Annotated in this window: 11 protein-coding genes; 9 read left to right on the plus strand and 2 right to left on the minus strand. The window is 59.4% G+C overall.

Annotated elements, in window-relative coordinates; genetic code table 11:
* Positions 1–13 precede the first annotated feature (13 nt).
* The 9 genes from E4O97_RS27600 (at position 14) to E4O97_RS26350 (ending at position 18,924) form a co-directional block, all read left to right on the plus strand.
* On the plus strand, positions 14–6,334 hold the full coding sequence (locus E4O97_RS27600; protein ID WP_248162711.1) for an Ig-like domain-containing protein: 6,321 nt from the start codon (positions 14–16) through the stop codon (positions 6,332–6,334).
* A 59-nt stretch (positions 6,335–6,393) separates the two neighbouring features.
* Positions 6,394–7,893 carry a TolC family outer membrane protein gene (locus E4O97_RS26315; RefSeq protein ID WP_078820954.1) on the plus strand — a complete coding sequence of 500 codons (1,500 nt, stop codon included), beginning with the start codon at positions 6,394–6,396 and terminating at the stop codon, positions 7,891–7,893.
* Positions 7,890–10,055, plus strand: a complete 2,166-nt coding sequence (locus E4O97_RS26320; protein WP_248162714.1) for a type I secretion system permease/ATPase — start codon at positions 7,890–7,892, stop codon at positions 10,053–10,055. Before E4O97_RS26315 ends, E4O97_RS26320 begins: the two co-directional genes overlap by 4 nt.
* A gap of 61 nt (positions 10,056–10,116) precedes the next feature.
* Positions 10,117–11,271, plus strand: a complete 1,155-nt coding sequence (locus E4O97_RS26325; protein WP_078821146.1) for an HlyD family type I secretion periplasmic adaptor subunit — start codon at positions 10,117–10,119, stop codon at positions 11,269–11,271.
* Between the two features lie 70 nt (positions 11,272–11,341).
* Positions 11,342–12,511, plus strand: coding sequence for an EAL domain-containing response regulator (locus tag E4O97_RS26330; protein ID WP_248133407.1), 1,170 nt, complete (start codon positions 11,342–11,344; stop codon positions 12,509–12,511).
* Positions 12,512–12,644: 133 nt separating this feature from the next.
* Positions 12,645–13,271, plus strand: coding sequence for a response regulator transcription factor (locus E4O97_RS26335; protein ID WP_065944100.1), 627 nt, complete (start codon positions 12,645–12,647; stop codon positions 13,269–13,271).
* A complete protein-coding gene (locus tag E4O97_RS26340; RefSeq protein WP_248162716.1) occupies positions 13,272–16,910 on the plus strand; it encodes a transporter substrate-binding domain-containing protein in 3,639 nt (1,212 codons plus the stop codon).
* Positions 16,911–17,260: 350 nt separating this feature from the next.
* A complete protein-coding gene (locus E4O97_RS26345; RefSeq protein ID WP_078820958.1) occupies positions 17,261–18,466 on the plus strand; it encodes an EAL domain-containing response regulator in 1,206 nt (401 codons plus the stop codon).
* A 32-nt stretch (positions 18,467–18,498) separates the two neighbouring features.
* A complete protein-coding gene (locus tag E4O97_RS26350) occupies positions 18,499–18,924 on the plus strand; it encodes a response regulator (protein WP_078820959.1) in 426 nt (141 codons plus the stop codon).
* A 71-nt stretch (positions 18,925–18,995) separates the two neighbouring features.
* Here E4O97_RS26350 and E4O97_RS26355 read toward each other — a convergent pair whose 3' ends face one another.
* On the minus strand, positions 18,996–19,877 hold the full coding sequence (locus E4O97_RS26355; RefSeq protein WP_078820960.1) for a hypothetical protein: 882 nt from the start codon (positions 19,875–19,877) through the stop codon (positions 18,996–18,998).
* Between the two features lie 257 nt (positions 19,878–20,134).
* Positions 20,135–23,403, minus strand: a 3,269-nt coding sequence (locus tag E4O97_RS26360) for a YadA-like family protein (protein ID WP_248162718.1), incomplete at its 5' end; no start/stop codon positions are given.

Raw genomic sequence — 23,403 nt, forward strand, 5'->3', positions numbered from 1 at the left:
CGGCAACGTAGTTGTGACCGGCAAGCCAGGCGCGACCGTGCAGGCGCAGGATGCAAGCGGCAAGCCAATTGGCAACCCAGTCACTCTGGACGACAAAGGCCAGGGCACCATAACGCTGCCGGGCAGCACCAGCGGCCAACAGGTCGGCGTGGCGCTCAATGACGGCATCAACCCACCGCTCACGACCAACGTTGACGTACCGTTGCTGGCTCCACAATTGGGCCCTATCGATCCAGCCACTGGCAACGTAGTAGTCACCGGCAAGCCAGGTGCGACCGTGCAGGCGCAAGACCAGAACGGCAAACCAATTGGCAACCCAGTCACTCTGGACGACAAAGGTCAGGGCACCATAACGCTGCCAGGCAACACTAGCGGCCAACAGGTCGGCGTGGCGCTCGATGACGGCATCAACCCACCGCTCACGACCAATGTCGAAGTACCGTTGCTGGCACCGCAGTTGGGCACTGTCGATCCAGCCACCGGCAATGTAGTGGTCACCGGCAAGCCAGGTGCGACCGTGCAGGCGCAGGACGCAAACGGCAAGCCAATTGGCAAACCAGTCACTTTGGACGATAAAGGCGAGGGCACTCTCACACTGCCTGGCAATGTCAGTGACCAAAAGGTCGGCGTGGTGCTCAATGACGGCACCAACCCGCCGCTCACGACCAACCTTGACGTGCCGTTGCTGGCACCACAGTTGGGTCCTGTCGATCCTGCCACCGGTCTGTTGCCGGTCATCGGCAAGCCAGGGGCCAGCGTTCAGTTGCAAGACAGTACTGGCGCCCCGATTGGTAATCCTGTCGTCCTGGACGCCCAGGGTAACGGCACGTTGACGCTGCCTGCAAGCACCGCTGGCGAAAGCGTGCAAGCTGTGCAGACGTCGGACACCATCACATCGCCGACCAGCCCAACGCTGGCCATCCCCACATTGACCCCTACCGTGGGCGCAATCGACCCGCAAACCGGCATCCTCGAAGTGACGGGCAAACCAGGCGCGACCGTGCAGTTGAAAGACAGCGCGGGCAAAACCGTGGGTACTCCGGTCACCCTGGACGCCGACGGCAAAGGCACGTTGCAAATCCCGACCACCCTGAGCGACCAGCCCGTGACGGTCACCCAGACCGTGGACAACAACGAGTCCCTGGCCACCGCTCCACAGACCGTGCCGTTGTTGAAGCCAGAGCTGGGTGATGTCAACGCCGCCACCGGCGGGTTGACGGTTACCGGCAAACCAGGTGCCACCGTGCAGTTGCAAGACAGCACTGGCAAATCGATCGGTACTCCAATCGTCCTGAGTGACGAGGGCGAAGGCGTGCTGACGTTGCCTGCAAACACCTCAGGCGAAAGCGTGAAGGCCGTGCAGACGTCGGGTACGGCCACATCGCCCGCCAGCGACTTGCTGACTGTCCCCGTATTGACCCCCGTCGTGGGCACAATCGATCCGGAAGGCACCCTCCTGGTGCAGGGGAAACCGGGTGCCACCGTGCAGTTGAAGGACAGCACAGGCAGCACCGTGGGCACGCCAGTCACGCTGGACGCGCAAGGCCAGGGCTCACTGCAAGTCCCGACGACCTTGAGCGACCTGCCTGTGACGGTCACCCAGACCGTGGACAACATCGAGTCACCACCCACCACCGCGCTGACTGCGCCGTTGCTGAAACCCGAACTGGGTGATGTCAACGCCTCCGGCCAGTTGCTGGTTACCGGTAAGCCAGGCGCTAGTGTGCAATTGCAGGACAGCGAAGGAGCACCGATTGGCGCGCCAGTGATCCTGGATGAGCAGGGCCAGTTCCTGATCACGCTGCCCCAGGAAGCCAGCGGCGAAAATCTGCAGGCCGTTCAAACCTCGGGCACTGTGCAATCGCCCGTCAGTAATACCGTGTTGGCGCCGGTGCTTGCACCGGTTGTGGGCGCTGTCGATGCGGCCAACAACCTGTTGAATGTTCAAGGTAAACCGAACGCGACCGTGCAGTTGAAAGACAGCACTGGCCAGCCGATCGGCAGCCCGGTGACGCTGGATGCCCAAGGCGACGGCCAGATCACACTGCGCCCGCAATTGAGCAGCCTGGATCTGACCGTCACTCAGGTGGTCGACAGTACCGAGTCTGGCCCTTCCGGCGTGGCTGTACCTATGCTGACACCGATACTGGGCCAGGTTGACGGAGGAACGCGAAATGTCACCCTGGACGGTAAACCTGGGGCCGTGTTCCAGGTATTTAACGACGTAACAGGCGAGGTCTACGTTCGAGGTGTTTTCGATCCGGACGGTAAGGCAACGGTAACGCTGCCCTTCAACGCCAGCGGACAAAGAATCAGCGCCAGCCAGGAAGACGCTGCTACCACCAGCCGCACGGGTGCGCTTGACGCACAGTTTGATAACCCGGAGCTGCAAACGGTCGAACCGAACAAGCCGGCCAAGCGCTCAGAAAAGGCCCCATCGATTGAGGTTCCGCTGTTCGAGCCGAAATTGACTTTCAGCGAAGACGGTACCGCCCTGGAGATCGTCGGTATGCCGGGTGGGCAAGTAGAGGTCAAGAACGCTGCGGGTGAAGTGGTTGAACGCCTCACGTTGGGTAATGATGGCAAGGGCAATCTGGTCCTTTCTCCGGCATTGCGTGGAGAGTCGGTCAGCGTAACCATCAAGGATGGGCAGGAAGAATCTGCGACAGTACAGACTGCCATTCCTTTGCTCAAAGTGGTGTTGGGCCCGGTTGATCCAATAACCGGCCAGATGGCGATCGAAGGCAAAGCGGGCGCCAGCGTGCAGTTGCAAGACAAGGACGGCAAACCGGTGGGGTCGCCTGTGACGTTGGATGCCCAAGGCAAAGGCGTGATCTCGATTCCGGCCTCCCTTGGCGCAGAGACTCTGCAGGCGGTTCAAACCTTCAAGGAGGTCAAGTCGCCTGTCAGCGATGCCCAGGTGGTTCCGCTACTTGCGCCAACCCTGGCATTTGATGCGGCCAAAGAGGAGCTATCGGTCACCGGCAAGCCAAACGTCTCTGTGCAGTTGCAGGACAAAGACGGCAATCCGGTCGGCACTCCGGTACAGCTAGATGCACAAGGCCATGCCGTGATCAAGTTGCCCCATGCCCTGGGAGGTGAGGAAGTGGGCGTGGTTGCCCAAGCGGCAGGTATTACGTCGCAGGCCGCGGCGCTCGAAGTGCCGTTGCTGGCGCCAGTGTTCGGCGCGGTCGATGCGGTCACCGGGCAGGTGAGCGTAGAAGGTAAGCCCAACGCTATTGTGCAAATCAACAACCCGGACGGCACAATCGTTCGTGTGCCTCTGGATGCAAATGGCAAGGGCAGTGTGCTGTTGCCGTCCGGCGCGAGCGGTGAAGACCTCAAGGCGATGGTCAGCCTGGGCGGCCTGGAGTCGGCCCCTGCCACCCTGTCGGTACCTGTGCTGGCGCCCCGTGATGCGGTGATCAATGACACCGGCAGTGCGGTAACGGTCAAGGGCAAGCCGGGAGAAATCATCAAGGTCATGGATGCCAGCGGCAAGGAGCTGGGCAGTGGCGTGGTGAACAAGACCGGTTCTGTCGAGATTGCCTTGAGCACGCCTCAGAAGACCGGCGCCGTCTTGAGCGTGACGGCCTACGACGAGGGGAAGGCATCGCCAAGCGTTTCTGTCGTGGCGCCGTTTATCGATGCGGACCTGCCATTGCCACCTACCGACCTGAATATCAACCCCAGCGGCACTCGCGTGTTGGGCAAGGTCAAGCCAGGTGAAACGGTCAAGATCGTCAACCTCGAGACTCAACAGGATCTGGGCACGTTTGCAGCTGGGCCCGACGGTATGTTTTCGGCCAATATCCCCGCGCAGAATGGCGGTGACAGGCTTGCCATCAGCGCGGTCAAGGGTGACAAGGTGTCGGAGCCTGCGCTGTTGCTGGTACCCCTGAGCGCCGAAGACACGCCAGCCAAGCCTTTCGATGTGAGTGTGGACGCCACCGGCACCAAGGTGCAGGGCAAAGGTGCGCCGAACACCATCGTATTGATCAAAGCAGCGGACGACACAACCGTGATCGCCAAGGGCATCGTCGGGCCGGACGGCACTTTCGAGGTCACTATCCCCGTACAGCCGGGCGGTCAACTGTTGAATGTCGCGTTGCAGAACAACGACAAGGTGTCCGCTTCTGAATCGGTCATGACGCCGCACATTGCCTCCAATACGCCGACAGAGGTGCAAGTCGACGAAGCCGGCACCCAGGTGACGGGCAAGGGCAACACGGGCGAAACCATCCGCGTCAAGGATGCCCAGGGCAAAGAGATCGGTTCCGGGGTTGTCCAGCAGGATGGCACCTTTGTGGTCAACATCCCGAAACAGCCCGATGGCACCACCCTGGCGGTGACGGCACAAGGGCAGGGCGTGGAGTCTGCACCGGCCTATGTGAAAACACCGGTCACTGAGGTTGATCGACCTGCACAACCGGAAGCTCACCTGGATGCCGCTGGCACCCAGATCACCGGCAAGACCCTGCCAGGTGCGAGCGTGTCGGTCAAGGACGCCAACGGCCAGTTGCTGGCCGGGCCAATCGTGGCCGGCGAGGACGGTACGTTCGCCGCAACCATCACCAAGCAGCCTGCGGGCAGCAAGGTTTCGGTGGTGGCTGAATTGGCAGGCAAGGAGTCGCTGCCAACCGAACTGATTGCACCTCAGGTAGCAGGTGAGGCCATCCCGGCGCCGCTGAGCGCGATGATCAGTGCCGATGGCAAAGTTGTTTCCGGCAAGGCCGCGCCCAATACCAAGGTGGTGGTGAAAAATGCCGCCGGCCAGATTCTGGGCGAACAACCTGTCGATGCCGATGGCAACTATGCAGTGCCTGTAAAAGCACAGATGGGTGGGACAGTGCTGCAGGTGACTTCGGCGTCCCTGGATAATCAGTCCACCTCCATAGGTTCGGTGTCGGTGACTGCGCCATACCAGCTGATGGCTGAACATCAAGAAGTTGAAGTGAGCCAGTTCATTGATCCTAGTATTAATGAGTTGACGGTAAACCATAAAGTCGGCCTCACTTCCGTTGTCTCGAGTTTACTTGAGTTTTTGACCGGTCCTCTACTGGGTGCCAAAAACTCCGCAACGTTCGAGTTTTCTCTGAGTGAGAATGAGAAAGTGGACGCTCAAGTGAGGTCGTCCGGTAGCTGGTATAACACGGAGGCTATTAACAATAATTCTATTAAACTGGAAAAGTGGGTTGACGGAAATTGGGTAAATGTCCAGGGGAGTTCGTCGGGGGGGCTCTTTAATATTTCCTATCTGCCCATTCTGGCGGGGCAGTCTGGCCTTTCCCTAAAGTATGAAACGCCTGGTACCTACCGTGTTACCGTCGAAAACTTCAATACTGCAACTTTTGTATCGACCCGCAACTATGAAATAAAAATCATCAAGGAGTCGTTTATTGATGGGTTTGCAAACAGTGCCGTGAGTAGCGACCTTGTATTGCCAGCGGGGGCGACGCTATTGAAAGTCAATGGCATTGGTATTGCTGAACAGGTGCGTAGCATCGTGCAAGGAAAGTATGGTCAGTTGAGCATTGGCACTGATGGAAAAGCGAATTACATGCAGGACCGTAATACGACGCCTTCGGACCAGACGGAAACGTTCAGTTATGAGGCTAGAACCGTCGACGGGTCCATATTGAGTTCAACATTCAATATTTCTATCAAGGCTTACGCCGTCTCAGGGGATCTGGTTACTCCTGCTGACGCCAGCGTCGTCAGCGTCGACGGCAAATCGGTGTCTTCAACCAATCAGGAAACCATCACTGGCAAATACGGTGATTTGAAAGTCGCGGCAAATGGTGATTACACCTACACGCCAAAACTCAGCCTGACAGGTTTGAACGAGACCGAGACCTTCTCGTATCAGGTCCGACACATCAATGGCGAGACGGTCACTTCCACCCTTGAGGTGAAGATTGCCGACTCCAGGCTCGTCGCCGAGCTCAACGAGGTGCAGACAGGTGTGGCACCCGCGGCTGATAGGGCGGCGCCCCTCGCTCAGCCGGAAAGCCAGGTGGAGACAGACATCGACAGCGACACTGCACTGCCGTCGTTCAACCTGGGTCAGGGGCCAAACCTGGACGTCAACAAGCTGGTCAGCCTGCAAGCCAAGGACGATCCGGCCAAGCCCGCGTTGACGGTGACCTTGAACGATATCTTGCAAGCCGATGGCACGGTGTCGAAGTCGACATCTGCCTCGACCCTGGACTTGCCGGATTCGTGGAAACCCGATGGCGTCAAGGCGCCGCTGGATGGCCATGAGTATGTGCACTACATCGATGAAACGTCGAAGAAAGACCTCTGGGTCGAGAGTGGTGTTTCCGTTGTTTAAGTCGTAATGACAGAGCCCTGGGCCGTATGGCCCAGGGTTATTTTCCCTGAGTGTCAATTATGTTCCGGATATTCCATCCCCGGCGTGATATTGCCTGCCTGACGATAGCCTTATCGTTCAGTTCGGGCGGTGTGGTCGGGCAGGTCAATGCACCCTCTGTGCATGACCAACCCCAAGATCAGGTTGCGCCTACCGTGCATCCGATCAAGAACAGTCAAGTGCAAGAAACGGTGCCCGCGCCCTCTTTGGTTTCATTGATTGAAGCCGGGCAGTTTCTTCCACCTTCCGCTCCCCAACTGAGCGTGAACACCTTAGCCACTGCCGGCACCGCGGCGCTGGATATGCGGGCGGCCGTGCGCCAGGCCTTAACCTCGTACCCGGATATCCTGCGGGCGCGGGAAGGGGTCAATGAACAAGTGCAGCGGGTAGAAGTGGCGCAGGCCGGCTATTACCCCAGGATCAGCGGTGGCGTGCGCAGCGGCTACCAAAGTGGTGTGCCTGGCAGTCACAGTGCCCAGGTCTTCGACGTCAGTGCCTCGCAGATGCTGTATGACTTCGGCAAGGTGTCCAGCGCTGTCGAGGCCAGCCAGGCCGGTGTCACCGAGCGCGAGGCAGACGTGCGCCTGAGTGTCGAACAGGTTGCCATGAATACCGCATTGGCCTTTCTTGACGGCCAGTATTACCAGCGGTTGATTGCGATCACCCAGGACCAGATCGACAGCCTGGAAAAAGTCTCCGACCTGGCGCGCCAGCGTCTGGACATGGGCGCCAGTACCCGTTCGGACTATGTGCAAACCATGTCGCGTATTGAAGCTGCCAAGGTCACCGGCTTCCAGCATCAAGCCAGCCTGGCGCGTACGTTCGCCACATTGTCGAACCTGATCGGGCAACCTCGGGTCGAGGGTGTGTCCGACCATTTCCCGCGGGAACTGGAGCAGTCGTGCCAGCAGGTCGATGCCAAGATGCAGGACAACCCTGAGGTGCAGTCCGCCCAAGCGCGGGTAGCCCGGGCCGAGGCCGAAGTGAGCGCCGCCAAGGCAGCCGGGCTACCGACACTGTCCCTGGAGCCGACATTCAGCCACCAGCTGGATGGCAGCCCAGGTACGGACCAGGACCGCAGCCGCTACAGCGTCTTCCTCAACGCGAGCATGCCGATCTATCAGGGTAACGCGATCCAGGCCGGCAAGGCGGCCAGCGAGAGGGCCCTGGCGTCCTCCCAGGCCGGCCTCGATACTGCCCGTTTGCGCGCGCGCCAGGAAATGCAGCAGTCGCAGAGCCAGGTGCTGAAGTTACATGCCAGCCTGGGTGCCCAAACCGTGCGCGAAAGCACGATCAATGAAACGCGCGTGCTCTACCGCCAGCAATACCTTGAGTTGGGCACCCGGCCGCTGCTGGATCTGCTCAATGCCGAGCAAGAGGCGTATTTGTCGCGGGTCGAGCAGCAGACCACGCTCAATAGCCTGCGTCGGTTACAGATCAACTGCCTGTATAGCGCAGGCCATCTCAGTCAGGCGTTTGGTGCTGCCAACGACGCCACCTACCGTGAGCGTTTGCCATGAACCGCCGTGCCCAAGAACCCCTGCAAGCCAGTCCGCCATCTGTTTCCCCGCCCTGGCTGGAAATGTTGTTGCTGGTTGCTGGTCATTACAACCTGAGCTTCTCCCCCGAGGATGCGCGGCTGGCCGCTGCCTGGCAGGGCAGTGCGCATTCCGATGACCAGCTGTATGCCATTGCCAAACACTTGGGACTGTCGGTCAAGATTGATGAAGAGTTACAGGCCGAAGACCTGACTCAATGGCGTTTACCGTTGCTGGTGCAATTGGCCGATGGCCAATTGGCGCTGATCGAAGGCTTGCGTGCCGAGGACCTGTTGCAAGTCCGGCTCAGCGGCGACCACGGCCTGGCCACGGTGCTGTCGCGCCAGGAACTGCTGGAGCAATGCCGCCGGGTCATCCTGCTGCGCCCAGTGGGTAATCGCGCCGACGTGCGAGTGGACGACTACATCAAGCCGTATGACAAAAACTGGTTCAAGGGCATCGTCCTGCAGGACTTGAAGTCCTATCGCTACGTGATGTTCGCCTCGTTGGTTGCCAACCTGATGGGGTTGGCCGGGGTGCTGTTTTCCATGCAGACTTACGACCGGGTGATCCCTGCCGGTTCCATGCCGACCTTGTACGTCCTGTTTATCGGGGTACTGCTGGCAGCGGGTATTGATTTCACCATCCGCAACGCCCGTTCCCATGTCACCGACCTGCTGGGCAAGCGTGCGGACACACGTCTCTCCGACAAGGTCTTTGGCCACGCCATACGCCTGCGCAACTCGGCCCGGCCGCGTTCCACCGGCACCTTCATTTCCCAGGTTCGCGAGCTGGAGCAGATTCGCGAACTGATTACCTCCAGCACCATCACGGCGCTGGCGGACCTGCCGTTTTTCCTGCTGTTCCTCGGCGTATTCTGGCTGCTGGTAGGCCCGTTGGTGCTGGTGCCGCTGTGTGCGCTGGTGTTGATGATTACCCCGGGCCTGTTGTGCCAAGGCAAGCTGGGGCGCCTGGCCAACGAAGCGTTGCGTGAGTCGAGCCTGCGCAATGCCTTGCTGGTGGAAACCATCCAGGGCATGGAGGACGTCAAGGCGCTGCAAGCCGAGCAGAAATTCCAACTGAGCTGGAACCACTACAACGCAACCACTGCTTCGGCAAACCTGCGGCTCAAGGCCTTGACCCATCGCTTGCAGTACTGGTCGCAATCCATGCAGACCCTGGTGTTTGCCGTGGTGATTTTCTTCGGCGCGCCGATGGTGATGGCCGGCGACCTGACCACCGGCGCACTGGTGGCGGCATCGATCCTCGGCTCACGCATGATGGCGCCGATGGCGCAATTGACACAGGTGATCATTCGCTGGCAGCAGGCCAAGACCGCCCTGGCAGGCTTGGACAAACTGATGCAGTTGCCCACCGACCACCCCGAACACAGCCACAAAGTCCACCGTGCCCACCTGTACGGTGACTATGTGCTGGACCAGGCGGTGTTCGCCTATGGCGACGACAGCCCGGTGCTGCAAGTCAGCCAACTGAAGATTCGGGCCGGCGAACGCATTGCCGTGCTGGGCCGCAACGGCGCAGGCAAGTCCACGCTGCTGCAGGCGCTGGTCGGTGGCGTGGATTCACGCTCTGGCCTGGTCAGCCTCGATGGCGTGGCGTTGCAACACCTGGACCCGGCAGACGTGCGCCGGGATGTGGCCTTGTTGACCCAGGACTCGCACCTGTTCCACGGCACCATCCGCGAGAACCTGAAACTGGGCGCGCCGTTGGCCGCTGATCAGGAAATGCTCTCGGCACTGGCCCTGACCGGCGCCGATGGGTTTATCAAAAAGCTGCCGACGGGCCTGGATCATTTGATTCTGGAAGGCGGGCTGGGGCTCTCCGGCGGCCAGAAACAATCGCTGTTGCTGGCTCGCCTGTTGTTGCGCCAACCCAACGTGCTGTTGCTGGACGAACCGACCTCTTCACTGGATGAAGGGGCAGAGCGCTTGTTTCTGCAAAACCTCGACCAATGGGCACAGGGCAAGACCTTGCTGATTGCCACCCACCGCCTGGCGTTGTTGGAGTTGGTCGAGCGAATCATCGTCGTTGATGACGGCAAAATCGTGCTGGATGAACCCAAGGAGGAAGCGATCCGTCGACTCAGCGCCACTCATTCCAATGGAGCATCTCAGCATGGCTGATGTTCACGAAAAACTGGCGCGGTTGCGTGCCTATCTACGCAATAGAAAATCACTGGAGGCCATGGACCCGGCCGATGACGCTGCGCTGCATCGCTCGACGCGGATCATCGGCAGCCTGGTGTTGATCGTGCTGATCCTGGGCACCTGGGCGTGGCTGGGGCGGCTCGATGAAGTGTCCAAGGGCGACGGCAAGGTAATTCCAAGCTCCCATGAGCAAGTCATTCAATCACTGGAAGGCGGTATTCTGGCGGAGCTTAACGTTGCCGAAGGTGACCTGGTGGAGCAGGGGCAAGTGTTGGCCCAGCTTGACCCGACGAAGTCCGAATCGAATGTCGAAGAGAGCGCTGCGCGCTACCGGGCTGTCCTGGCCAGCGCCACACGGTTGCAGGCGGAGGTGGACGGTAAACCACTGAGTTTTCCTGACGAACTGCAGGCCTACCCCGAGCTGATCAAGCGCGAAACCAGGCTGTATCAGGAGCGTATCAGCCGGCTCAAGGAATCCCTGGCCGGGGTGAACGATTCGCTCGGGCTGGTCGACCGTGAGCTGAAAATCACCCAGTCACTGGCCAAGACCGGCGCCGCGAGCAACGTCGAAGTGATCCGCCTGCAGCGTCAGCGCAGCGAGCTGCAACTCAAAGCTACCGAACTGCGCTCTTCCTATCAGGTGCAGGCGGGTGAAGAGTTGGCCAAGGCGCGTTCCGAGGTCAGCTCGTTGAGTTCGGTGATTCGTGGGCGTGAAGATTCGTTGACGCGCCTGACCGTCCTGTCGCCGGTTCGCGGCATCGTCAAGGGCATCGAGGTGACAACCATTGGCGGTGTCATTTCGCCTAACGGCAAGTTGATGCAGATCGTGCCGCTGGATGATCAGTTGCTCATCGAGACGCGCATTTCACCCAGGGATATCGCGTTCATCCACCCGGACCAGGCCGCCAAAGTGAAACTCACCGCGTATGACTATTCGATCTATGGCGGGCTGGACGGCAAGGTGGTGACGATTTCTCCGGACACCATCCAGGACAAGGTCAAGCCGGAGAACTACTACTACCGAGTGTTCATCCAGACGGACTCTAACGTGCTGACCAACAAGGCCGGTGAGCGCTTCGCCATTGTGCCGGGGATGATCGCAACGGTGGACATCAAGACCGGCTCCAAGACCGTGCTGGACTATCTGATCAAGCCGTTCAACAAGGCCCAGGAGGCCATGCGGGAACGCTGAGCCTGGCGTGGCTATTCAAACCTCTCCTTTAAAGTCGAATCGGTTGAAGAATATGTTTCCTGATTGTGTTGTGGTCATTGAACATCATGCGTTCCAGCGTGCCGTGCTGGTCAAGGCCCTTGGCAATCTGGGGGTAGGCAATGTGCTATCGACCAGCGATGCCGAGCAGGCTATTGACCTGCTGAAACAGCTGCCCAGGGTCGATATCGTTTTTTTCGACCTGGCAGACGGTTCGATCAACCACTCTGCGTTCCTGAAAGTGGCCGGCGAGTTGGGAAACGTCCAGACGTTGGTGGCCTACAGCGAGTTGCAGGCTGATCTTTATCGCACCGTGAAGCAGATGAAGACGCTGTCGGGCCTGAAGTTGTTGGGCATTCTGGACAAGCCGCTGGATATGCAGGATTTGCAGCGGTTATTGGAAAATTTCAAGCTGCGCCACCATGTCTTGACGACGCCCGACCTGTCGGTACCTGAACTGATCCCTGAAGACCAGGTGCGACACGGTTTGGCGGTGGGTGCATTCGAGGCCTGGTACCAACCCAAATTCGATCTTGTCGAGCGTCGGCTGTTTGGCGTTGAAGCGCTGGTGCGCTGGCGTCACCCCACACGGGGGATGTTGCTGCCCCGTGATCTGTTAGGCGCCGTACTGGCCTATGACTTGATTGACGAGATGCTCAAGCAACTGCTCGACCAGGGTATTGCATTGCTGCTGCAGTTGCGCGCGCAAGGTATTGACCTGGGAATGGCGTTCAACCTGACAGCCTCCCAACTGGTTCGAAATGACTTGGTTGACTACATTATTCAATGCTTGCAAGGGTATGACCTGCCAGGTTCGGGCCTGACATTCGAAGTCGCTGAAAGCAGCCTGCTGGACCTGCCGGCATCGGCATTGGCAAACCTTCTGCGCTTGCGCGAGGCGGGGTGTGGGTTGTCGATCGATGACTTTGGCCTGGGTTTTTCCTCACTACGGTTGCTGGCGCAGCTGCCCTTCAACCAGATCAAGCTCGACGGCGTGTTCGTTCAGGACCTTGCCAACCCGGGTAACCGGGCCGTGGTTGCCAGCAGTCTCGCGTTGACCCGGGCATTGCAGATGGACCTGATTATCGAGGGGGTTGGCAGCCAATCGGCACTCGATACACTGGTTGACCTGGGCTGCCATTTTGGCCAGGGTTTTCACTTGGCGGTGCCCATGCCCGGTGCTGACTTTTGCGCTTGGTTGGAGCGCTACCAAAACCGGTAGGGCTTGCTGGCGCAGTCAGGCCATTAAAATATTTCAGGCCTGTGTTTTGTCGACGTGAAACTGAGCTACCTTAATAGTTTGACGTGCCGGTCTCGCAGATGCTGCTCCTTATGCTGATGAAAAAGAGGTTTGTATGTTGAAAGCATTAATCGTCGACGACCATCCGTTTATTCGCTCGTCTGTAAAAATGCTCCTCAAGGCAGGGCAGGTGGAAGTGGTGGCCGAAGCCGAGAATGGTGTCGAGGCGGTTTACCTGGCTCGCAAGCATGTGCCGGACTTGATCGTGCTGGATATTTCGATGCCGCTGCTCGACGGCCTGGAGGTCATCAGTCGCATTTGCGCCTTGGACCTGCCGATCAGAATCCTCGTGCTGACCTCGCTGGACGCGACCTTTTATGCCCATCGCTGCATGACCATCGGCGCGTCCGGTTATGTCTCCAAAAGCGATGATCTTGAGGAACTCATGCGTGCAGTCAAAGTGATTCGCGAGGGCTTCAGTTATTTTCCGGTGCTCTCCAACAGCTCGGTGCGCCCGGTCGATAACCAGACACCCGAGCATGAGCTGATTCAGCAGTTGTCCAATCGCGAACTGGCCATTCTGCAGCAGCTTGCCCGTGGTTACAGTAACAAGGAGATCGGTGACGCTATGTTGTTGAGCAACAAGACGATCAGCACCTATAAAACCCGGCTGATTGAAAAGCTCAAGGTCAAGTCGGTGGTCTATCTGGCCGACTTTGCCAAACGTCATCACCTGATCTGAATGAGGCGCCTGTCGGGTTACTTCATTTTTTTCCTTTGTTTGGGAGTACTCGGCCAGTCCCATGCCGCCGAGCGGGCCTTTGAGTCGCTGACCCTGCTGGGGCGCGAGCCTGCGGCTGATTTTGATGTTGAACTGCAGAACCATGACTGGCGGTGGCTACGCAATAAAAAGGTCCTGGTGGTCGGCACAGCACGCAGCGATCCGGCACCCTTGGTGGTGTCGTCCGACCCTGCCGATTTTGAGGGGGTGACGGCTGATTACGTCGGGCTGCTGGCTGCTGTGTTAGGCGTTGATGTCCAGATCCGGCGTTATGACAACAAGGATCTGGCCTTGCAGGCACTCAAGACCGGGGAGTTGGATCTGCTGGGCTCCGCACGGGAATATGAAGTGGCGCAAGCAGGGCTGGTCATGTCGCGTCCCTACCTTCTGGATCAGATGGTGCTGGCAACCAGCCGCGGTTCGGACAGCGACGTGCAGCAAGATCTTGCAGGCAAGCGGCTGGCGATGTCCAAATACTACGTTGAGCCCTCCGTTATCCAGGCGCTTTACCCAAAAGCAACAATCGAACTGTACCCCACGGCGCTGGAGGGCATCAGTGCGGTGGCCTTCGGTCAGGCGGATGCATTCGTGGGCGCGGGGATCACATCCAGCTATCTGATTGGGCAAAACTTCTACACCGACATGCACCTGAGGCCCTCAGCCGATAAAAAGGTCAGCGGTATCGGTTTTGTCTTGAATGCCGAGAACAAGCAGTTGTTGCATGTGGTCAATCAGGCGCTGAACGCGATTCCCGCTGCCGAGAAGCAGTCGATTGCGCGGCGTTGGAGGTTGCGGGCCACCGCCGGAGAGGGCCTTGAGCTTGGCCTCAGTCCGCAAGAGGAGCAATGGCTGGCAGAGCATCCTAAACTGCGGGTGGCGGTGATCGATGGCAACCCGCCGTTTACCTTTTTTGATCAGAATGATCTGTTCCGGGGCCTCAACGCCGACTTGCTGGAGAAAATCAGCCAGCGAACCCATATACAGTTTGAAGTGATCCGCGCGCGCTCCGTTGATGAGCAGGCTGATCTGTTGGTGGGGGGGCAGGCAGATCTGGCGCCCACGTTCAGGCATGATGAGCGAATGGGTGAGCTGCGATATACCCGGCCTTTCATGTCCAACCCCGACGTGTTGGTCACCCGCGTGGGCGATGGCCAGCCCCGAAGCCTGGACGACATGACGGGCAAGCGTCTGGTCGTCAATCCTGGCAGCTATTGGGCCACCTATGTGCCCAGGCATTACCCGGATATTACGTTGATGGAGGCGGGGAGCCGTGCCGACATGATGGCGCTGGTTGCTCAGAGCAAGGCGGATGCCGCTATCAGTATCCTGCAGGGCGCGCGCTATATGATCTCTACGTTCTACCGTGACCGCCTGCGCATCACGCGTACGATGGGAGAGCCTCCAGCCCAGTTGCGATTGGCGACTGATCGCAGGTCTTTGGAGCTCTACTCGATCCTCGATAAAACCCTGCGCAGTTTTTCCCGCGAAGAGCTCGACGACCTGTCCGGTCGCTGGCGTGGCGAAGTCATGCTGGACAATCGCGGTATCCAGGCCAGCCAGCGGGCTTTTCTCAAGTGGCTGGCAGTGGCTATAGGCCTGTTGCTCGCGGCGGCGTGCTGGATCATTTACCTGCGCCGCCTGATTCAGCGGCGTGCCGCTGCCGAACATGCATTGAAGGAGCAGATGGACTTCCTGCACGTCCTGATCGACGGCTTGCCGCACCCTATCTACGTTCGAGACCGGCAAGCCCGAATGCTGCTGTGCAATACCCGCTACCTGGAGGCGGTTGGACGTACCGAAGAACAAGTGATGGGCACTGCGCTCGCCGGGGCCGTGGGCATTGCGCCATCTGACGCCCAGGCGTTCGAGCAACAATACCGCGAGGTGATGGAGGCCGGCCAGGAGCAGATTCAGGACCGTCAGTTGGTGCTGGCCGACGGGCAGACGATTGATGCCTATCACTGGATCCTGCCGTTTCGCGATAGCAGCGGTGAAGTCAAAGGCATCATTGCCGGGTGGATCGATATCAGTGAGCGCGCACGCTTGCTCAGCGAACTCAAGGAAGCCAAGCACGAGGCCGATGGCGCCAACCGGGCGAAGACCACGTTCCTGGCAACCATGAGCCATGAACTGCGCACGCCGATAAACGCGGTGGTCGGAATGCTGGAATTGGCGATGAAAAAGGCTGATCAAGGCATTCTCGACCGGTTTGCCATTGAAGTGGCCTCCAGCGCCGCACGTGCGTTGCTGGAGCTGATTGGCGACATCCTGGATGTGGCGCGTATCGAATCCGGGCGTTTGACCTTGACCCCTCAGAGGGCTGCCCTCAAGGAAATGGTGGAGGAGGTGGTGCGGGTGCAGGGCGCCAGCGCTCGGCTAAAGCAACTGCCGCTGGTTCTGGAGTTCGATGAGCTCGCCAACCGTGATGTGTTGATCGACCCGATGCGGTTCAAGCAGGTGCTGGCAAACCTGCTGAGCAATGCAATCAAATTTACCGAGAAAGGCGAGGTGCTGGTCAGCGTCAAGGCGACGCTCGACGAAGAAAATCAGCAGATGAGTATTCAGTTGCGCGTACGTGATACCGGGATCGGTATCAGCGACGAAGACCAGTTGAAACTGTTTGCGCCCTTTACCCAGGTTGGTAGTCAGAGCCAGTTGACTGTCGGCGGATCGGGGTTAGGGCTGACCATCAGCCGTACGTTATGCGAGATGATGGACGGCGAGTTGAAGCTGAGCAGTGTGCCGGGTCTGGGCACGCAAACCGAGGTGCTGTTGACGTTGCCCATCCTGGCCCCATTGCCCCGCAGCCAGCCTGAGCCGACCGAGCTGTTGCCTGCCAGTGAGTTGAACATTCTGGTGGTTGATGACTACCCCGCCAACCGCTTGTTGCTGTTGCAACAACTGAGCTATCTGGGGCACAGCGTCAAAGACGAGCAGGACGGCGCCCATGGCTTGCGCACCTGGCGCAGCCATTCCTTTGATGTGGTGATCACCGACTGCAACATGCCAGTGATGAATGGTTATGAACTGGCCAAGGCGATCCGTGACGATGAAGCGGCTTCGGGCAAGCCGCCGTGTCTGATTCTTGGCTTCACCGCCAATGCGCAATCCGACGAGATCGAACGCTGTCTCGCTGCGGGCATGGATGATTGCCTGTTCAAACCCATCAGCATGAAGGATTTGGCCGCACGCCTGTCGGGGGTTGAGTCGTCGTTTGAACCAATGCCCGATAACGATGATGTGACGCACTTGGACGACGAGATCGACCTGGTCAGCCTTGAGCAACTGACCTACGGGGATCAGGCGTCAATCCGCAGCTTGTTGCAGGACCTGCTCAGCAGTAACGAGGAGGATCAAGTACGGCTGCTCAAACTCTTCAGCCAGAACGACCTGACCGGGCTGGCCGACCTGGCCCATCGGGTCAAGGGTGGCGCGCGCATCGTCAAGGCAAAGCGCTTGATTCACTGTTGCGAGCAGTTGCAGATAGATTGCGACGGGCACGATGCCGCACGTTTGACCCAATCAGTGGATGCACTGCACCAAACGATGGACGCGCTGACGCAGGTGTTGACGCAACGGATCGCCCAATCCGTCGACTGACTGATTTTGGGCGCGGAGACAGGACTGTAAGGTCTCTGACCTAAATTGCTCTCCGGGAAATTTCCTACATTTCGGTCAGGAAAATCCCAGGATAATTTCGGCTCAAAGAACAGAGATGACCTCTCGTATACCGAATCCGCTAGGGAGCGACCCCATCTTTCATTGACGTTGCCGAAGCAACGCACCCGCAACGTTAATGAATTTGCGTCATGGATGACCTGAATACACCTGCTCCCTCTTGGGGAGCGGGCGTTGAGGTCCATCAACCTTGTTTGAGTGGGCATCGGCTACCACCAGCAATCAGGGCGTATCGGGCGTTCGTGCTGCAACCCAATTGTGGAGAATCAGTGATGCAAGTGTTGCCCCTGCGAGTGCTGGTGCTGGAGGACCATCTGTTCCAGCAAACCGTCGCCGTCAACCTGCTGAAGAAGCTTGGCTGTCAGGATGTGTTCAGTGCTTCCAACGGCACCCAGGCCCTGGAGACCCTGCAACGGGTCGGTCCGGTGGACATTGTGGTGTGTGACCTGCGCATGGAAGGCATGGATGGCCTGGAGTTTTTGCAACGTGTGGCTCGCGTTGGCCTGGTGGGCGCGGTGATTCTCAGCAGTTCCCTCTCGGGAGACGTACGCCAGGCCGCTCGGCAATTGGTGACGCTGCTGGGGCTGCCGCTATTGGGCGACCTCGGCAAGCCGCTGCACGCTGAAGCCCTGAACGAGCTGTTGCATAAACACTTGAGCGATCCCAGGATCGCGCCGATGAGCCTCAAGCCCCTGGAGCTGGCGCAAGCTGGCGAAGTTCGCTCGGCCATGCATCAAAAGCAAATGGAAACGTACTTCCAGCCCAAGGTCAATTTGCTCAATGGTGATGTGATTGGCGTCGAGGCGCTGACACGATGGAACCACCCGACCAAAGGGGTGGTTTCTCCGGCGGTGTTCATGCCTGCCATTGAAAGTTGCGGGTTGCTCAATGAGTTACTGTTCGGTCAGATCAGGCAGGGCCTGGCGTTGGCCCGCGAGGCTTCGAGTCGCGGGCACGTGTTGAATATCGCGTTCAACCTGGAGCCGGTACAGCTCTCCAATCCCGAGCTGGTTTCCATCATCCGCGGCATCTTGTGCAGCTTCGGGCTACCGGCTTCCAGTCTGACATTTGAATTGACTGAAAGCGGTTTGCTCGAAGCCTCGGCCACCTGCCTGGAAAGCCTCGTGCGGTTGCGCATGATGGGGTGCCGGTTATCCATCGATGATTTTGGTGTGGGGTTTTCCTCCCTGCAGCGCTTGTGCCAGTTGCCTTTCAACGAGATCAAGCTTGATCGCGAGTTCGTTCGGGGGCTGGACCATGACCCAAGATGTGTTGCGGTGATCAAGTGCACGCTCGAGCTGGGCAGGGCGCTGGGCATGTCGGTGGTCGTCGAGGGCATTGAAAAACAAGATCAATATCAACAGTTGCTGGAGCTTGGGTGTGTGCAGGGGCAGGGTTATTTTTTTGCAAAACCCATGACCGAAAAAGATTTTTTGACTTGGCTGGGAGCGCGCGCCCCCTCTGGAAAGCGCGTCTGACGGTCTGCTGGCTGGTTTGGAAGGATATATAAATGCCCACACGTTCTTTACGCATCTTGATTGCCGATCACGTCCACCTGCAGCGCTTGAACCTCGAACGGATGCTCAATTACTGCGGCTACCATCGAGTGGCGCCCGTCTCTTCGTTGGAGGAGTTGCTGGCGATGATCGACCATGCCATTGAGCCCTTCGATCTGTTGCTCATCAACAGCGCATTTGTCGGTGGCGCCATGCTTGATCTTGAAGCGTTCTGCCAGGATTGCCCGAGTGTGCACCATGCGTTGATTTACGAAGGGCTGCCCCTGGCGGTGCCAAAGGCCGAAGGAAAACCGCCGGCAAGGGTGATCAAAAAGCTGCCGGGCGTTCCGGATACCGCTGCCATCAAAGGTTTTATGGACCAGATCGACCCCGCACGACCGACACCTTCACGGTATTTTTTCCTCACGCCTGCCCGCTGAACGGGCGGCGCGCGCATTCGCTACGTGCTTCCCTCCCCAAGTCGCTCCACTGCTCAACCCACGCAACGCCCCTAGGGCGTTGGTGTGTTCTTCAGTTGTTTGGCGGTGCCGGGAAGGTAGGCCACCTTCAAAAAGTAATCCTTGCCCAACAGCTTGCCCTCGCCAAACCAGGTCATGCCATTCTGCTGCAGTTTCAACCCGGAAAAATCATACTCGAACAGGGTACGGGTACTGCTGACGAACATGAACTGATCCGCGTCCAGCTTCAGCACTTTATATTCGGTGCCGGGCGGGGGCGTCTGCTCTTTCAAACGCAGCAGATAGTCGGCTGCCAGGCCCGCGAACATCTCCATGGATAACTGGCGGTATTGTTCCAGCGTCAGCCCTGGACGCTGTTGCAGCTCGGTGGCGATCAGCGCGAAAAAATCCGCATTGGTTTGTGCGATCGCCAGCTTGCCCGGCAGACTCGCCAGCAGTTTTGCCTGATCGATCTGAGGCTCACGTTTTTCTACCGGTTTGTTCTTGTCCTGGGGCGGGGCACTTGCCTGCTCGACCAGCAAACCGTTCAAGCTCAAGGGTGACAGCACGCTGATTGCCAGATACGCCGCGCAGGCACGGGTCTGCGCCTGGCGGTCACCGTTTACCAGCAACGACAATGGGTGGCCCTGTGGGGGAATGCTTTGTGCGTTGCCGCCTTGCTGCTGGATGAAGTGGTTGACGTTTGCCTGCTGGGTCTCGCCTTTGGCCAGGGCGCAGATCTGTTCCATGGCCAAGGGGTTTTTATGCGGGACGAGGGCGTCTGCCAGGCTGAACACCGCGCTTTGCAGGATGGGCAGGGCGGGCACGGCGAGCCACTCGGGCTGGCTGGCAGTAGGGGGAGAGGTTTTTTCCTGGCACCCGGCCAGGCCCAGGCAAGCGATCAAACCAAAGCATAGCGGCAGTTGGGTTTTCATTCAGGGGATCCTGTCGTGGGCAATCCGTAGGTGGGCATAGGGATGTAACTCAGCGTAGAAGAAAAATGCCCTGTGCGAGCCTGATGCAAATCTGAAGGCAGGTGAACCAAATGTGGGAGGGGGCTTGCCCCCGATAGCGCCGGATCAGTCACTGATGCTGTGAATGACACACTGCTATCGGGGGCAAGCCCCCTCCCACATTGGATACCTGCATTACGCGCAGGCCGGGCTTTTTTCATTATCGGTTCGGTTCGCAATCACCACTGATAACCAACCCCCACGGCCACGCCAGTGTCATTCTGGCTGCTCGTAGTGCCCATGAAGTTGGTCGACCAGCGACCATTCTCGGACACGTGCGAAACGCCAATAGCCAGTGCCGATTGCCCGCGGTAATTACCCATCGCCACCGACGTCATGCTGCCGCCGGCCACCGACGAGCGCGGCAGGCTGGCCATCGCCATCGCGCCGGCGATACCCGCGCTCAGGGTGTCGTCCTGCTGCTTGAGGTTGTGTTTGAGATCGGCAAAGCGCTGATCGGTGTAAGCCTTGGAATTGATGTTGGCATTCATGATGCCGCGGCTCACTTGGTCAATGTTGGCGGCATCCGTGCCACGGGTGCCGGCTGCGACATTGGTGATTTGGCGTTCGCCACCCGCGCTACCTACCGAGACGCTGTTCTCGCGATCCGCCACCGAGTTGGCCCCCAGGGCCACGCTGTTTTGTGCCGTTGCCTGGGCGCCGTTACCCGTTGCCGTGGCATTTTCAGCGCTGGCCACGGTGTTGCTGCCTACGGCCATGCTGTTATTACCCGAGGCTTGCGAGCCCATGCCACCGGCTACCGCGTTGGTACCGCTTGCCTTGGGTTGCGCTGCGGCGCGGGTGTTGTTGACCTGGAATGCACCGCTGGTGCCGTTCTGCACACTGGTCACCGCTGCTTCGACTTTGGTCACGCTGCTGGTGACGTTGGCAATCGCGCCGTCCACATTTTTGATCGAGCCTTGAATCTGATTCAGGCTGGTATCGGTGTAGGCCTTGGACTCGGCCACCGCACCATCGAGCTGACGCACATTGACCGCATCGGTAGCCCGGCTGCCATCAGCCACGTTGCTCACTACGCGTGTTTCGCCGGTGGTCGCGTTGCCTACCGATACGACGCCGGCCGTGGTGTTGCTTGCATTCGAATATTTGCCGGTATAGGTCTCGGTACCGCGCTGGTCGTCACTGGCGCCCTTGCCGATGGCGACACTGCCGGCAGCGGTGGCTTTCGCGCCGTCACCCAGCGCTACCGAACTGCTGCCGCTGGCAACAGTTTCATTGCCCACGGCAATGGCCGCCGTACCGCTGGCTTGGGCATTGGGGCCTACTGCCATGGCATCGGTGCCGGTGGCGAGCGAATCGGCCTTGGACGAACTGGCGTGGAAGTACTTGATGCTTGAGCCGCTGTTCACGATGTTGTTGAGCTGAGTCGTCAGGCCGACAACGGTGTTATTGGTCAAGAAAAGCTGGCTGCCATTGACTGCGTCGGTGCTGGTAGCACTGAGGCTGCCGGCGGCGACGTTGGTCAGGGTGGTCGCAGCGCCACCTGGGTTGAAGGTCACTCGCGTTTTACTGTTCACGTCATCGTACTTGACGCCCACCGCAGCGGTATTGGCCAGGCTGTTGCTGAGGCTCGTCAAGGCATCGCCGACATTGGTGCTGGTGGTGGCGGTGGTCGTATTGCCTGCCGTATCGATGGTGGTGGTGTTGAAGCTGGGCGCGGTTACAGCACCCGTCACCGGATCCACTTGCGCGCCACCGCCCAGTGCATTGACGACGTATTGGTTTTGGCTCCCGGAGTTGGCAATCAAGTTATTGAGCTGGGCGGTGGTATTGAACAGTTGGCTGCCGTTGACCGCGTCGGTACTGGTAGCGCTCAGGCTGCCGGCAGCGACGTTGCTCAGGGTCGTTGCTGTGCCGCCTGGGTTGAAGGTGACCCGGGTTTTGGTGCTCACATTGTCGTACTTGACGCCCACTGCAGCGGTGTTGGCCAGGCTGTTGCTGAGGCCAGTCAAGGCATCGCCGACATTGTTGCTGGTGGTGGCAGTGGTTGTATTGCCAGCCGCGTCGATGGTGGTGGTGCTGAAGCTTGGTGCGGTCATGGCGCCAGTAGTCGGATCCACCTGCGCACCGCCACCCAGAGCGTTGCTCACACTTTGGCCGAGTTGGCCGATTTGGTTGCCGGCGCTGTTGGCGAGGTTGCTGATCTGCGTGCTCAGGTTGGTGACCGAGGTATTGACGTTGGTGCTCAGGTCGGTGACCGAGGTGTTGGTGGCATTCAACTGGCTACCGTTGACCGCATCCGTGCTGGTGGCTGACACCTGCCCAGCGGCGACATTGCTAATCTGCCGCTCGGCACCGACGGCACCGACACTGAGCACGCCCACAGGCGCAGTACCGGCGTAATTGTAAGTGGTGCCATTGATCACGCCGCTGGCAGTTGCAGTGGCCGCAGCGGTGGTGGCGCCATTACCCAGGGCCAGGGAGTTGGCGATGCTGGCATTGGCACCGTTGCCCAAGGCAATGGCGTTGTCGGCCGAAGCAGTTGCCACCGGCCCGATGGCTACGCTGTCGGTGCCGGTGGCCGTGCTGTCGCCCAGGGCCGAGTTGCTGTGGAAGTACTTGATGCCGGCGCCATTGTTGATGATGTTGCCAAGCTGGGTACTGAAGCTGTTGCCCAGGTTGGTAATGGACGTATTGAGGCTGGTGCCCAGGTCGGTGACCGAGGTGTTGGTGGCGTTCAACTGGCTGCCGTTGACCGCGTCGGTGCTGGTGGCGCTCAAGGTGCCGGCGGCGACGTTGCTCAGGGTGGTGGCGGTGCCGCCTGGGTTGAAGGTCACCGAGGTTTTGGTGTTCACATCATCGTACTTGACGCCCACGGCGGCGGTATTGGCCAGGCTGTTGCTGAGACCAGTCAAGGCAGCGCCCACGTTGTTGCTGGTGGTGGCGGTGGTGGCATTGCCAGCGGTATCGATGGTGGTGGTGCTGTAGCTTGGCGCGGTCATGGCGCCAGTAGTCGGGTCCACTTGTGCGCCGCCGCCGAAGGCCGCGCTGACGCCTTGGCCGAGTTGGCCCATCTGGTTGCCGGCGTTGTTGGCGAGGTTGCTGATCTGCGTGCTCAGGTTGGTGCTCAGGTCGCTCACCGAGGTGTTAGTGGCATTCAACTGGCTGCCGTTTACCGCGTCGGTGCTGGTGGCCGAGACCCGCCCAGCGGCGACGTTGCTGATCTGCCGCTCGGCACCGACGGCGCCAACGCTGAGCACGCCCACAGGCGCGGCACCGGCGAAGGTATACGTGGTGCCGTTGATCACGCTACTGGCGGTGGCAGTGGCAGCCGTGGTGGTGGCGCCATTACCCAGGGCCAGGGAGTTGGCGATGCTGGCGTTGGCACCGTTGCCCAGGGCAATGGCGTTGTCGGCCGAAGCAGTTGCCACCGGGCCGATGGCTACGCTGTCGGTGCCGGTGGCCGTGCTGTCGCCCAGGGCCGAGT

The organism is Pseudomonas sp. W15Feb34 (assembly GCF_023127765.1).
Classification (GTDB): Bacteria; Pseudomonadota; Gammaproteobacteria; order Pseudomonadales; family Pseudomonadaceae; genus Aquipseudomonas; species Aquipseudomonas synxantha_A.